Annotated in this window: 15 protein-coding genes and 1 riboswitch; of the genes, 2 read left to right on the top strand and 13 right to left on the bottom strand. The window is 64.7% G+C overall.

Annotated elements, in window-relative coordinates; genetic code table 11:
* Window positions 1-70 precede the first annotated feature (70 nt).
* From PQR32_RS28865 to PQR32_RS28805, 13 genes are all read right to left on the bottom strand, one after another.
* Window positions 71-310: a BolA family protein gene (locus tag PQR32_RS28865; protein WP_006052280.1), complete on the bottom strand. Its 240-nt coding sequence runs from the start codon at window positions 308-310 to the stop codon at window positions 71-73.
* Between the two features lie 15 nt (window positions 311-325).
* A complete protein-coding gene (locus PQR32_RS28860) occupies window positions 326-1,081 on the bottom strand; it encodes an ABC transporter permease (protein WP_408235003.1) in 756 nt (251 codons plus the stop codon).
* Complete coding sequence (locus PQR32_RS28855; protein ID WP_408235000.1) at window positions 1,078-2,010, bottom strand: ABC transporter ATP-binding protein; 933 nt, start codon at window positions 2,008-2,010, stop codon at window positions 1,078-1,080. Before PQR32_RS28855 ends, PQR32_RS28860 begins: the two co-directional genes overlap by 4 nt.
* Window positions 2,011-2,276: 266 nt before the next feature.
* On the bottom strand, window positions 2,277-2,579 hold the full coding sequence (locus tag PQR32_RS28850) for an STAS domain-containing protein (protein ID WP_408234997.1): 303 nt from the start codon (window positions 2,577-2,579) through the stop codon (window positions 2,277-2,279).
* On the bottom strand, window positions 2,576-3,208 hold the full coding sequence (locus PQR32_RS28845) for an MlaC/ttg2D family ABC transporter substrate-binding protein (protein WP_408234994.1): 633 nt from the start codon (window positions 3,206-3,208) through the stop codon (window positions 2,576-2,578). Before PQR32_RS28845 ends, PQR32_RS28850 begins: the two co-directional genes overlap by 4 nt.
* Before the next feature lie 114 nt (window positions 3,209-3,322).
* Entirely contained in the window at window positions 3,323-4,366 is a 1,044-nt protein-coding gene (locus PQR32_RS28840; RefSeq protein ID WP_408234991.1) for an MlaA family lipoprotein, read from the bottom strand.
* 11 nt (window positions 4,367-4,377) lie between these two features.
* Complete coding sequence (mlaD, locus tag PQR32_RS28835; protein ID WP_408234988.1) at window positions 4,378-4,932, bottom strand: outer membrane lipid asymmetry maintenance protein MlaD; 555 nt, start codon at window positions 4,930-4,932, stop codon at window positions 4,378-4,380.
* A gap of 91 nt (window positions 4,933-5,023) precedes the next feature.
* A complete protein-coding gene (gene mlaE, locus PQR32_RS28830) occupies window positions 5,024-5,791 on the bottom strand; it encodes a lipid asymmetry maintenance ABC transporter permease subunit MlaE (RefSeq protein WP_106284184.1) in 768 nt (255 codons plus the stop codon).
* Window positions 5,788-6,609, bottom strand: a complete 822-nt coding sequence (locus tag PQR32_RS28825; RefSeq protein WP_132376737.1) for an ABC transporter ATP-binding protein — start codon at window positions 6,607-6,609, stop codon at window positions 5,788-5,790. The genes mlaE and PQR32_RS28825 overlap by 4 nt, the downstream gene beginning before the upstream one ends.
* 94 nt (window positions 6,610-6,703) lie before the next feature.
* A complete protein-coding gene (gene thiE, locus PQR32_RS28820; protein ID WP_408234985.1) occupies window positions 6,704-7,807 on the bottom strand; it encodes a thiamine phosphate synthase in 1,104 nt (367 codons plus the stop codon).
* Window positions 7,804-8,619, bottom strand: a complete 816-nt coding sequence (locus PQR32_RS28815; RefSeq protein WP_408234982.1) for a thiazole synthase — start codon at window positions 8,617-8,619, stop codon at window positions 7,804-7,806. Before PQR32_RS28815 ends, thiE begins: the two co-directional genes overlap by 4 nt.
* Window positions 8,620-8,708: 89 nt before the next feature.
* Window positions 8,709-8,906, bottom strand: a complete 198-nt coding sequence (gene thiS / locus PQR32_RS28810) for a sulfur carrier protein ThiS (protein ID WP_408235168.1) — start codon at window positions 8,904-8,906, stop codon at window positions 8,709-8,711.
* Window positions 8,907-8,977: 71 nt separating this feature from the next.
* Window positions 8,978-10,108 carry an FAD-dependent oxidoreductase gene (locus PQR32_RS28805; RefSeq protein ID WP_408234979.1) on the bottom strand — a complete coding sequence of 377 codons (1,131 nt, stop codon included), beginning with the start codon at window positions 10,106-10,108 and terminating at the stop codon, window positions 8,978-8,980.
* 222 nt (window positions 10,109-10,330) lie between these two features.
* Window positions 10,331-10,454: riboswitch (TPP riboswitch) on the bottom strand.
* Window positions 10,455-10,829: 375 nt separating this feature from the next.
* On the opposite strand from PQR32_RS28805, the gene PQR32_RS28800 reads away from it, so the two are divergent.
* Both PQR32_RS28800 and PQR32_RS28795 read left to right on the top strand, forming a co-directional pair.
* A complete protein-coding gene (locus tag PQR32_RS28800; RefSeq protein ID WP_408234976.1) occupies window positions 10,830-12,581 on the top strand; it encodes an ABC transporter ATP-binding protein/permease in 1,752 nt (583 codons plus the stop codon).
* A gap of 5 nt (window positions 12,582-12,586) precedes the next feature.
* Window positions 12,587-13,387 carry an SDR family NAD(P)-dependent oxidoreductase gene (locus PQR32_RS28795; protein WP_408234973.1) on the top strand — a complete coding sequence of 267 codons (801 nt, stop codon included), beginning with the start codon at window positions 12,587-12,589 and terminating at the stop codon, window positions 13,385-13,387.
* The last annotated feature ends 151 nt before the right edge of the window (window positions 13,388-13,538 follow it).

The raw sequence follows: 13,538 nt of genomic DNA, 5'->3' as shown, positions 1-13,538 counted from the left end.
CTTTGACTGTGTTCGACGCGCCGCTACCGGCGTCGCGCCCTTCTTGAGTAATTCGCACTAAATTTCCAGATTACGCGTTCTGCCATTCGGCGGGCGTCAGCGTCTTCATGCTGAGCGCGTGGATTTCTTCGCGCATGCGGTCGCCGAGCGCCGCATACACGAGTTGATGTCGCTGGATCAGACGCTTGCCTTCGAAGCTCGGCGAAACGATGGTCGCAAAGAAATGCTGGCCGTCGCCTTCGACTTCGAGATGCTGGCAGGCGAGGCCAGCCGCGATGTATTGCTTGACCTGTTCGGGAGTCGGCAACATGAGAGAAGCTCCTGATCAGTGGCGCAGTTTGTAGCCGGAAGCGAGCATGCGCATCGCCACCACGGCCAGCACCACGAAGAAACCGGCAACGATCGCAAGGCTCGCGAGCGGATTGATATCCGACATCCCGAAGAAACCGTAGCGAAAGCCGTCGATCATGTAGAAAAAGGGATTCAGCCGCGACACTTCGCGCCACACCGGTGGCAACGTGTGAGTCGAGTAGAACACGCCCGAGAGGAATGTGAGCGGCATGATCAGAAAATTTTGAAACGCGGCGAGCTGATCGAATTTGTCGGCCCAGATACCAGCGATCAAACCGAGCGTACCGAGAATCGCCGCGCCGAAAATCGCGAACGCAATGATGTAGAACGGCGCGTTGAAACTGACCGGCACGAACCAGATCGTCACGATGAATACGCCGAAACCGACCGCCAGGCCGCGCGCCACGGCCGCGAGCACATAGGCGCCGAACATCTCGTAGTGCGACAGCGGCGGCAGCAACACGAACACCAGATTGCCTGTGATCTTGGACTGGATCAGCGAGGACGAGCTATTGGCAAACGCATTTTGCAACACGCTCATCATCACGAGACCCGGAATCAGGAAACTCGTGTATTCGACGCCCGGATAGACCTGCACATGGCCGCGCAAGGCGTGGCCGAAAATCGTCAGATACAGGAGCGCGGTGATGACCGGCGCCAGCACGGTCTGGAACGCCACCTTCCAGAAACGCAGGAGCTCTTTGTAAAACAGCGTACGGAAACCGCTCATGCAAGCCCCTCGATCACTTCCGGACCGTTCATCACCTGAACGAACACATCTTCGAGGTCGGCTTTGCGGACCTCGATTTCTTCGAATATGCAGCCCGCTGCGCGGCACTGCGCGAGAATTTTTTCGACGTCGTCGTAGCTTGTCAGACGCAGCAGATGCTGACGACCATTGCCGTTGCCCGTGCCGCTGTCCACTTCGAGCGGACGCAGTTCAGCCGGCAATACGCCTTGCGCGAAACGCAGGAACAGTTGCATGCCGGCAAAGCGTTGCAGCAGCGTGCTGGTGCGCTCGAGCGCCACGACTTCGCCGCGACGCAGCATTGCGATGCGGTCGCACAGCGATTCCGCTTCTTCCAGGTAGTGCGTGGTCAGCACGATGGTGTGGCCTTCGCGGTTCAGGCGCGAAATGAATTTCCACAGCGTTTGCCGCAATTCGACGTCGACGCCCGCGGTCGGCTCGTCGAGTACGATCACCGGCGGCCGGTGCACCAGCGCCTGCGCGACCAGCACGCGGCGCTTCATGCCACCGGACAGCGCGCGCATGTTGGCGTCGGCTTTGTCGGTGAGGTCGAGATTGGCCATGATCTCGTCGATCCACGCGTCGTTGTTGCGCAGCCCGTAGTAGCCGGACTGGATGCGCAAGGTTTCGCGGACCGTGAAGAACGGATCGAACACCAGTTCCTGCGGCACCACGCCGAGCGCGCGGCGCGCATCGCGGAAATCGCTGACGACGTCGTGGCCACGCACCGCGATGCTGCCTTCATCGGCGCGCGCGAGCCCGGCGAGGATGCTGATGAGCGTCGTCTTGCCCGCGCCGTTCGGACCAAGCAGTCCGAAGAACTCGCCTTCTTCAACTGTGAGGCTGACGCCCTTGAGCGCCTGCAAATCCTTGTAGCGCTTCTTGACGTTACGAATTTCTATGGCTGACATGACTGTGGGCCGCGTGCGTCGCGGCGCCTAAAGGAGCCCTGAGGGGGCGCGCAAATGCTGGAAGGAACGGAATTGGGGCCGGTTATGCGCCCCAAAAAACGTTTGATTATAGGGCAAAAATCAGCGGCCCTATCTCAGTAGGAGGGGTTGGAACTGACGCGTCAGAGCGTCAATGTCGCGCCGCGCAACAAAGTTGCGTGGGACCGGAGCACTCTGCATGGGCCCGAAGTAAGTGCTGAAGCACTAACTTCGGATCGACATAAGCGCTAAAGCGCCAGCTCCGGTCGACACAGCAGGGTATCGACGCCGTAGGCTTGCGCAAGGCTGGCGAGACCAGCCGGCAGATTGACGATCTCGAACGCGGCGCCGCGTGCCTGGGCGGCACGCTGCCACGCGAGGAGGACTGCGAGCGCGGACGAATCGAACTGCGCGAGCGGTGCGCAGTCCACGCTGTTCGCGCCCGCCGCGATACGCTGCAAACCCGCCGCGAGCGCTGCATTCGCGCTTGCGTGCGTCAGCGTCGCGCCGCTCTCGAAGCGGCTGGCGACGGGGCTCAGCACTTCGCTCACGACTGCTTGCCCGCGGCGAGTTGCTGGTTGCGCTGCGTGAGGAACTGGATCAGTCCGTCCACGCCCTTCTGCTGGATCTGCTCGTTGAACTGCTGCTGGTACGCCTGGATCAGCCATGCGCCGAGCACGTTGATGTCATACACGCGCCAGCCTTGCGGCGTCTTGTACAGACGGTAGTCGAGTTCGATCGGCGAGCCGTTGTTCATCACCACCGAGCGCACCACGGTGTCGGTGTCGTCCGGGTTCATGCGGAACGGCTTGTACTGGATCTGCTGATCGCGTACCTGAGCCAGCGCGCCCGAGTACGTACGGATCAGCAGCATCTTGAACTGTTCGACCACCGCGTTTTGCTGCTCCGGCGTAGCCGTGCGCCAGTTGCGGCCCATCGCCAGTTGCGTGGTGCGGCGGAAATCCGTGTACGGCAGGATCTTTTCGTTGACCAGCTTCGTGATGTGCGAGATGTCGCCTTGCTGGATCGACTTGTCTGCACGAATTGCGTCGATCACCTGCTGGGTGACCGTCTTGATCAAGGCGTCGGGCGAATTGCTGTCGACCGTTTGTGCCGATGCGCCGGCACTGACAAACGAGAACAGCGCGGCGAACAGCGGAATCAGGAAGAATTTTTTCATTTGGAGCCTTGCCTTAAAAATAGTGCAACCGTTTGAACCGACATTAGCACGCGAGTTCAGCGGCAATCCATGCGCAAACTGCGAGAGTCGTATCGATCTGTTACGGCCGCACGATCAACGCAATTTGAATGACGGAAAGTTGAAACGCGACGGCGGGACCAGTTGGCCGGCCGGGATCTGCGTCGTTTCGGGACCGCCGTTCAGGTCGAGCGGCGGCGACTCAGCCGAGCCCGACGCGGCTTCAGGCGCAGCCGCCGTGCCCGACGCCGCTTGCGGCGGCGTTGCCGCTGTCGCACCCGAAGCCGGCGCAGCCTTCGCGGCAGCAGCACCCTGCGTGCCCGCCGCGCCCGCCGTGCCGGTCACGGCGCCTGCCGGCGCACCCGCTGCGCCGCTGTCGACGTCGTCATACTTCGGCAGCGGCGCTTCGTCGCCGTAGTTGGGCAGCGCCGCCGACTGCTTGCCATCCGACAGCAGATACTGACGGCGTTGCAAATACGCGCTACGCACGAACGAGTATTTGTCGAGCGCGGCGCCTTCCAGCACATCGCTCGCGTTCAACAGATTCGCGCGCGTGTTGACGATGTTCAGGCCGTACAGCGCCCAGCTCAGACCATCCGGATGAATGTAGCTCAGCGGATTCACATAGTAATTGCCGATCGAACCGACCGCGTCGCGTACGGTGCTCGGCCCGAACAGCGGCAGCACGAGATACGGGCCCGCCGGCACGCCGTAGTGGCCGAGCGTGAGGCCCAGGTCGTTATCGTGCTTGGGCAGCTTGGCGAGCGTCGCCACGTCGAACAGACCGCCTACGCCGAACACCGTGTTGATGACGATCCGCATGATGTCTTCGACACCGTCGGTGATCTTCAACTGCAGCAGGTTGTTTGCCGCAATGTAGACGTCGCCGATGTTCGAGAAGAAGTTCGTCACGCTGTCGCGCACCGGCTGCGGTGTGATGAACACGTAGCCCTTCGCCACCGGCTTGAGCGCGTACTGGTCGAGCTTGTCGTTGACGGTGAAGATGGTGCGGTTCAAGCCTTCGAGCGGGTCGCCCTTGGTCGGCGTCTGCACCGTCGAACAGCCGGCGAGCAGCGCCGCGGCTACCGCCAGTTTGCCGACCTGGAAAGTGCGCGCGCCGCTGATGCGTATGGTCTGCATTCTTGTTCTCCTTATTGAGCCGCCGCGCCGGAGGCGGGCAGGCTCGGCGCCGCCGGCGCCGCTGCGGGCGCGGGCGTGCCCGTCGCCGCGCCAGGTTTGGACGCACCCGAATCCGCGGCCTTGCTGTACAGAAATTGGCCGATGAGGTTTTCCAGCACGATCGCCGATTGCGTCATGGAGATGGTGTCGCCCGCCTTGAGCATTTCGGTGTCGCCGCCGGGTTCGAGCCCGATGTATTGCTCGCCGAGCAGACCCGAGGTCAGGATCTTCGCCGAGGTGTCTTTCGGAAACTGATATTGCTTGTCGAGGTCGATCGTGACGACGGCCTGGTACGAATTGCTGTCGAAGCCGATCGAATCGACGCGGCCAACCGTCACACCCGCGCTCTTCACGGGCGCGCGCGCCTTCAGTCCGCCGATATTGTCGAACTTGAGCTTGACCGGATAGGTTGCCTGGAACGACAACGAGCTCATGTTGCCGGCCTTCAGCGCGAGAAACAGCAACGCCACGAAACCTAACACCACGAACAGGCCGACCCAGAAGTCGAGAGCAGCAGTCTTTTTCATCGTCATCCCAAAGTGAATCCGCCACGCCGTCGATACGTCCCGCCGCGCGCGCCCAGTGACGCGCCGCCGGCGGAAAACGTGCAGCGCAGTCTTAGCTGAACATCAATGCGGTCAGCAGAAAATCGAGGCCGAGCACTGCAAGCGACGCGTACACGACCGTCTTGGTCGTGGCGCGCGACACGCCTTCCGGCGTCGGCTTGGCTTCATAGCCTTGAAACAGCGCAACGAACGTCACCGCGAGCCCGAACACCACGCTCTTAATGACGCCAGCGCCGACGTCGCGCCAGACATCGACGCCGCCTTGCATCTGCGACCAGAACGCGCCGGCATCGACGCCGATCAGCAGGACGCCCACCACATAACCACCGAACACGCCGACCGCGCTGAAAATCGCGGCGAGGATCGGCATCGAAATAATGCCCGCCCACAGGCGCGGCGCAACCACCACTTTCACCGGGTCGACGGCCATCATTTCCATCGCGGTCAGCTGCTCGCCCGCCTTCATCAGGCCGATCTCGGCGGTTAGCGACGTCCCGGCGCGCCCGGCGAACAGCAGCGCCGTGACCACCGGGCCGAGTTCACGCACGAGCGACAGCGCGACCAGCAGGCCGAGCGCCTGCTCGGAGCCGTACCGGTTCAGCGTGTAGTAACCCTGCAGGCCGAGCACGAAGCCGACGAACAGGCCCGACACGGCAATGATCACCAGCGAATAGTTACCGACGAAGTGGATCTGCTTCGTGACAAGACGCGGACGGCGCAACAACGGGAAAAATTCGAGCAGCAGCCGGAAGAAAAACCGCGTGGCGTAGCCGGCCGTGCCCAGCCCGTCGATCACCGAGCGGCCGATCGCACTGATCATGACTGACCTCCGCCGATGCCGAAGTCCGCCGCGAGCGGCGTCTTGCTGGGATAGTGAAATTTGAAGGGGCCGTCCGGCGCGCCGTCGATGAACTGGCGCACGGTGGCATCGGTCGACGCGCGCAGCTCGGCGGGCGTGCCTTCGGCATGAACCCCTCCGTTGGCGAGGAAGTAGACGTAATCGGCGATGGCGAACGATTCCGGCACGTCGTGCGTGACGAGGATCGAGGTGGCGCCGAGCGCCTGATTGAGCGCGCGAATCAGGTTCGCGGTGATGCCGAGCGAGATCGGATCGAGACCGGCGAACGGCTCGTCGTACATCATCAGTTCGGGATCGAGCGCGATGGCGCGCGCCAGCGCCACGCGCCGCGCCATGCCGCCCGAGATCTCCGACGGCGCCAGGTCGCGCGCGCCGCGCAGACCGACCGCGTTGAGTTTCATCAGCACGAGATCGCGGATCAGTTCTTCAGGAAGGTCGGTGTGCTCGCGCAGCGCGAAGGCGACGTTTTCGAACACGGACATGTCGGTGAACAGCGCGCCGAACTGGAACAGCATGCCCATCTTGCGGCGCAGCGCGTACAGGCCGTCGCGCGTTTGCCGGCCGACGTCCTGGCCCTGGAACAGGATCTGGCCGCGCTGCGCGCGCACCAGGCCGCCGATCAGACGCAGCACCGTGGTTTTGCCGCAGCCGGACCCGCCCATGACCGCGACCACCTGGCCGCGCTTGAAGCGCAGATTCAGGTTCGACAGAACGAGCCGGTCGCCGTAACCGAAGTCGACGTCGCGCAACTCGAGTAAGGTCTCGGGGGAGGAAGACACGAAACTGACAGTCCTTTTACACGGAAGGCGAATTATAGGGCCACCGTGCAAAAGTTGCCTTGAGGCTGCCCTGTCCCTTAACCAATCATGACGATTATTGCGTAAACGCTTGTTGCAGTGCGGAAACGGCGGCAGCGGGATCGGCCGCCTCCGTCACCGCCCGCACCACCGCCGCGCAGCCGATACCCGTCGCCAGCACGTCGGGCAGTACCTGCAAGTCGATGCCGCCGATCGCCACCATCGGCACGACGCCGTCGAGCAAGCGCACGTAACGGGCCAGACGCCTGACGCCCTGCGGCGCGGTCGGCATGACCTTGGTGGTGGTCGGAAACACCGCACCTAGTGCAATGTAGCTCGGCCGGAAATGCAGCGCTTTCAGAATCTCGTAGAACCCGTGCGTCGATAGCCCCAGCCGGACGCCGCCCGCCGCGAGCGCGGCGAGGTCGGCCGTGTGCACGTCTTCCTGGCCGAGGTGGACGCCGTATGCGCCGGCTTCGAGCGCGGCCTGCCAGTGGTCGTTGATGAAGACCTGGGCGTCGTGCTCGCGGCCGGCGGCCACGCAACGGGCGACTTCGCGCTTCAGTTCGTCAGCGGGTTCGGCCGATTTGCGGCGCAACTGCACCGTCTTCACTCCGAAGCCCACCACGCGTTCGACCCATTCCGCCGTCGGCAAAACCGGATAGAGACCGAGGCGGTCCGGGCAGCGCGCGAACGCCTGCGCCGGCGCGTCGGGCAAGCCAGCGAGACGCGGGAAATGGTTGAGATCGGCGGGAAAGGCGTCGTCGGCGCGGGTTTCGTCGCCGTCGCGCCAAGCCAGCGCCAGCACCAGTGCGTCATGCGGGTCGAAGCCGCAGTCGAGGAACGCCGCCAGCGCGGCAATCCAGTCTTCCGCCAGATGACCTTCGAGGCGGTATTTTTCGCCGCCCAGATGCAGCGTGGCTTTATCCTCGGCGGCTTCGATCACGCCGGCGCCCCTGACCAGCCAGCGCGCCACTTGCTCGCCATGCTGCTGAGCGTCGGCGATGACGACGAGGTCGCCGCCATTCGGTTCGTCCGGCGCGGTCAGGCAGATGCGCCACGGCGCATGTGTCGGCGGCCAGTCGCCCAGCCGGGCGCGGATGCGCTCGGCGGCTTCGGTGAGTTCGTCGGCGGGCGGCCAGAAAAGGTCGCGGTCCTTCAAGGTCAAAGTCTGCGTCATGCGGCGCTCCCGTCTTGATGCCAGAACGGCATGCCGACCACCGGCGTGCTCGCGTGCGCGCTTTCGCGCTCGGCCATCGGCCCCGCCAGAAACGCCTGGCGGCCCGCTTCGACGCCCAGCGCGAAGGCGCGCGCCATCGCGTCCGGGTGGGTGGCCTGCGAAACGGCCGTGTTCAGCAGCACGCCATCGAAACCCCATTCCATGACCTGCGCCGCGTGCGACGGCACGCCCAGGCCCGCGTCGACGATCAGCGGCACGTCCGGCAGCCGCTCACGCAACACGCGCAAGCCATACGGATTGATCACGCCCTTGCCCGTGCCGATCGGCGCGCCCCACGGCATCAGCGCCTCACAACCGGCGTCCAGCAGACGGCGGCCGATCACCAGGTCTTCGGTGCAATACGGCAGCACCTTGAAGCCGTCCTTGACCAGTTGCGCGGCCGCTTCGATCAGGCCGACCGGGTCGGGCTGCAGTGTGTAGTCGTCGCCGATCAGTTCGAGCTTGATCCACTCGGTGTCGAAGATTTCGCGCGCCATATGCGCAGTCGTCACCGCTTCGCCGACCGTCAGGCAGCCGGCCGTGTTCGGCAGGAGCGGCACGCCGTGGCGCTTGAGCAGGTCGAAGAAGCCGGCTTCCGCGCCGCCTTCGTTCATCTGCCGGCGCAGCGCGACGGTCACCATGCCGGGCCGCGCCGCGTCGATCGAATCGGACAGCGATTGCAGCGACGGATAGCGCGAGGTGCCGAGCAGCACGCGGCTCGCGAAGGTCTGGCCGTAGAGCGTGAGCGCGTCGGCGGTTTGGGGGGAAGTCATTTGCATAATCCTGTTTGTCTCCGGCAATCCGGCGTTCCGGCGTTCCGGCGTTCCGGCGTTCCGGCGTTCCGGCAAGGCGTGGCGGGCGTTCAGCCGCCGGCCACGGGTTGCACGACATCGAGCTTGTCGCCCGCCCGCAGCGCACGCGCGGCATGCTGGGTGCGCGCCACGAAGTCGCCGTTCAGCGCGACCGCGAACGGCGGACGCGCGCCGAACACGGTGAGCGCGTCGGCGACAGTCGCGCCTTCGGGCAGCGACAATGGCTTCTGATTGATATGAATGTCCATGGTGTTCGAATACGTTTCAGTCGATGGCGAAAGCGGCGTGGCGTGGCGTGCAGTGATGGATCGCGCAACGCTCATGCCGGCTCCCGCGCGGAATCCAGTTGAAAGAGCTCGCTCCAGCGCGCATCACGCTGCCAGTCGGCGAAGGCATCGGCGTCGCCGATGCGACCGTCGAGCAGCGCCGCGGCGAAGCGCACGGCTTCGTCGGCGACTTCGGGCACGATCATGTAGCCGTGCCGGTACAGGCCGTTCACGCGCAGAGTCTGCGCGCCGTCCCACAGCAAGGCCGGACGGTGGTCCGGCAAAGTTGGGCGGCACTGCGAATTCAATTCGAGGATGCGTGCCTCGCCGAAGCCGGGATGCACGGAAAACGCCGCGCTCAGCAGCTCGAGCGCCGAGCGCACGCTGACGGGCGACATGTCCTCACCTTCGACTTCAGTGGCGCCGATCACGTAGAGATCGTCCTGTTTCGGCGCGATGTAGAGGGGATAGCGGGGATGCAGCAGCCGCACCGGCCGCGTCAGCTTGATACCGGGCGCATGCACGCGCGCGACTTCGCCGCGAATCCCGCGTAACGTGGGCAGCACGGGCTTCGCGCCGAGGCCGCGGCAGTCGATCGTAATGCGGGCGGGCGGCAGCGCGCGATCGTCGACAGCAGTGTTCCAGTGCGTTTCGACACCGCGTTGCGCGAGGCCCGCAGCCAACGCGGTAAGCACCTGACGGTTATCCAGCTGCCCTTCACGCGGCAACAGCCAGCCCTGATTAAAGCGTCCCGCCAACGCGGGCTCGGCGGCGCCGAGCTGCGCGCCTGCCAGCGTGACGAAGCCGCCATCCAGCAATTCAGCCGGGGCATTCGAGCGCACCCGGCGCTCGAACAGCGGTGCTTCGGTGCGGTCAGCGTGATGCCAGACGACCAGCGTGCCATTGCGCTGGAAGAACACCGGCTCGGGCAATTCGGCCAGCACTTGCGGCCAGGTCTCGAGCGAACTCGCGCCGAGACGCGTAATCAGCAGTTCGGCGCTGGCAGCTTCCGCGAGCGGCGCCAGCATGGCCGCGGCGACCCACGCGGCGGATTGCGAACCGGCGGCATCGCCACGTTCGTAGAGCGCCACGTGATGTGCCTGGCCGGCGAGACGCCACGCCACCAGCCGCCCGCACAGGCCACCGCCGAGCACGGCGAAATCGGGTTGAGCAGGACGCGTCATCGCGCACGCTCCGTTTCAGGATGGCAAGCAAAGCTAAAGCAGCACGGCGCGCCAACGACGGCGGCGTGACGAAGAGCAAAACACATATCTGAAGAATAGGCGGTCATCGAGTCCTTTCCGTACGGCAAAAAAACGCACGTACCCAGGACGAAACCGGCGGGTGAGGCCGGCCGGACAATGCGCGTTCCAATGACGGACGCTGCCCGGCGGGGAATGGAAGACTGGCTGCTTCCGGAAACTTCCCGCGCCGGTATTACCCGGATCGGGTGCAAAGGGTGTCTCTCAGCCTCGCCGCTGCGCCATGAAAACCATGCCGCCTGTGCGCGAAGCACCCCTGTTTCGTCGAAGGTCATTAGACCATAAAAGGCGCGGCGCCCGCAAACCAGCGGCTGGCCGCGTCGCGCGCGATTTGATCCGGCACCATCTTTCACGTTATCAATACGGCCGACGGCGGCGCTCTGGCACAATGCCAGCACAGGATGCCGCACGAACGCGGCGCGGGCGGCACGCCGTCCCGCCATGTTCGCAACGGCATCGGCGCGGCCTCGCGGCGCAAATTAATTTTCGCTTAAGGGCTTCACGCCAGAATCTGACGCTCACCCGGGCGTGCGTTCGTCGAGCACGACGCCCGGGCATGTACCGCAAACCCGCCGCAGGGCAGCCCGCAGACGGGCTGTCCCCGTGGGTCAGCCCAATGGGCCAGCACTACTTCAGGATGCTCATGACACCGAATACCTCTGCCAGCCCCGTGCTGCCGCCAGACGAACAAGTCTCCGCCTGGAGCCTGATCAAACCCTACTGGGTTTCCGAAGAACGAAAAACGGCATGGGGCCTGCTCATCGCGATCATCGTGATGAATCTGCTCGTGGTGTGGATCAACGTGCGCCTGAACCGCTGGAGCGCCGACTTCTACAACGCGCTGCAAACCAAGAACGTGCACGATTTCCCGCACCTGCTGATGGTGTTCTCGGGGCTCGCGTTCGGCTTCATCATTCTCGCGGTGTACGGCCGCTACCTGCGCCAGATGCTCGGCTTCCGCTGGCGCCAGTGGCTGACCACGCGCTACCTGAACGAGTGGCTGAAGGACAGCGCGTTCTACCGGATCGAACGCGACCGCCTCGCCGACAACCCCGACCAGCGGATCAGCGACGACCTGCAATCGTTCGCCACCAGCACGCTCTCACTGACGCTCGACCTGCTGTCCACCGTCGTCACGCTGGTGTCGTTCATCACGATCCTGTGGTCGCTCGCCGGCGCGCTGACCATCTCACTCGGCGGCATGCCGATCGAGATTCCCGGCTACATGGTGTGGGCCGCGGCGCTGTACGCCGTGGTCGGTTCGCTGATCATCCAGAAGGTCGGCCATCCGCTCGTGCCGATCAACTACCAGGCGCAGAAAGTCGAGGCGGATTTCCGTTTCGGCCTGATCCGTCTGCGTGAAAACGCTGAGCAGATCGCCTTCTACAACGGCATGGACACCGAGAAGAAGAACGCGCACTCGCTGTTCGGCCGCATCCGCGACAACTGGTGGCAGGTGATGAAGTACACCAAGCGGCTCACTTTCGTGCTGAGCTTCTACGGCCAGATCGCGATCATCTTTCCGCTGGTGGTCGCCGCGCCGCGCTATTTCGCGGGCGCCTTCACGTTCGGCGTGCTGATGCAGATCTCCAGCGCATTCGGCACCGTCAGCGATTCGTTCTCGTGGTTCATCAACAGTTACGGCACCTTGGTCGAATGGCGCGCCACCGTGAACCGGTTGCGTGAATTCAAGCGCGTCGTACGCTCGCCGCATCTGAAGGAATCGGTCTCGCCGGCTACCGCGCATGGCGGCATCAATCTGCATTTCGTCGACGAGGACAAGCTCACCACCGACGGCCTCAAGCTCGCCCTGCCTAACGGCAACCCGCTGTCGCGCATTCGCGATGTCGCGATTCAACCGGGCTCGCGCTGGCTGGTGCGCGGTCCGTCGGGCTCGGGCAAGAGTACGCTGATGCGCGCGCTCGCCGGCTTGTGGCCGTTCGGCGACGGCTCGATCGACGCGCCGGTCAACGCGCGCATGATGTTCATTCCGCAGGTGAGCTATATGCCGATCGGCACGCTCAAAGCGGCGCTCGCTTACCCGTCGGCCGCCGACACCTACACCGACGACGAATGCCGCGAAGCACTCATCGTGTGCCATCTGTCGGAATATGCGGACCGTCTGCAGGAATCGGGACACTGGACCCGCATTCTCTCGCCGGGTGAGCAGCAGCGCCTTGCCGCCGCGCGCGTGCTGCTGCACAAGCCGGACTATCTATTCCTCGACGAAGCGACCAGCGCGCTCGACGCGGAAAACGAAGCGCGTCTGTATCGCCTGTTCACGGAGCGGCTGCCGAAGGCGGCGATTGTCAGCGTTGCGCATCGCGAGTCGCTGGCCGCGTTCCATGACGAGACGCTCGACGTCGAGCGCTCGGGCGAAGCGGTCGCGGCATGAGCGACATGAGCGACGTGGACGCGCTGAACGACGCCGGCAGCGCCGGATTTGAGCGTGTCGTGGTGATCACCGGCGCGGGGTCCGGCATCGGCGCCGCGCTGGCCCGGCGCATCGCCGCGCCGCGCTCGGCCTTGATGTTGCATGCACGCGGCGCCGATCAGGAAGCGCGTGAACGGCTCGCGCAAGTCGCCACCGATTGCAGCGCGAACGGCGCACGTTGCGCGACGGTGTTCGGCGACCTTGCCGAACGTGGCGCCGCGGAACATGTGATTCATCAAACGCTGGCGAGCTTCGGCGCACTCGATCAACTCGTCGCCAACGCGGGACACGCGCAGCGCCAAACGCTGAATGCGCTCGATCCCGACGCGCTCGGCGCAGCCTTCGCCGCGATGCCGGCCGCGTTCGCGGCGCTCGTCAAACGCGCGACGCCCGCGCTGGAAACCTCGAAACGCGGCCGCGTGGTTGCGCTCAGTTCGTTCGTCGCGCACCGCTATCGCGCGGACGCGCCGTTTGCCGCGACGGCCGCCGCGAAAGCAGCGCTCGAGTCGCTGGCGAAAACCGCAGCCGCCGAACTTGCGCCGCACGGCGTGACGGTCAATTGCGTGGCGCCCGGCTATACGCGTAAAGATCGCGGGCCGAGTGCCGATAATGCATCGGTGTGGAGTCGCGCCGCGGAGGCGACGCCGCTCGGCCATGTCGCCGAACCCGCGGATGTCGCCGCGCTGATCGCGTTCCTGCTCTCCGACGAAGCGCGGCATATCACCGGCCAGGTGATTCATGTCGACGGTGGTCTCACGCTCGGGTGAGTGACAGGCGAACTGCGCCACGCCGACCGTAACAGCCACAGGCGTGGCCACTCAGCCGCAACACTCGCTCACGCCGCACCGCTTCACCACATCACCGCCTCACCCAGCCACGCCAGATCGCAGCGGCGCCCCGCCACATCCCTTCGCGATC

Origin of the sequence: Paraburkholderia dipogonis (assembly GCF_046027395.1) — a bacterium.
Taxonomy (GTDB): domain Bacteria; phylum Pseudomonadota; class Gammaproteobacteria; order Burkholderiales; family Burkholderiaceae; genus Paraburkholderia; species Paraburkholderia dipogonis_A.
Note: the sequence above shows the minus strand (reverse complement) of the source record. Positions and strands in the feature narration are given on the sequence as shown.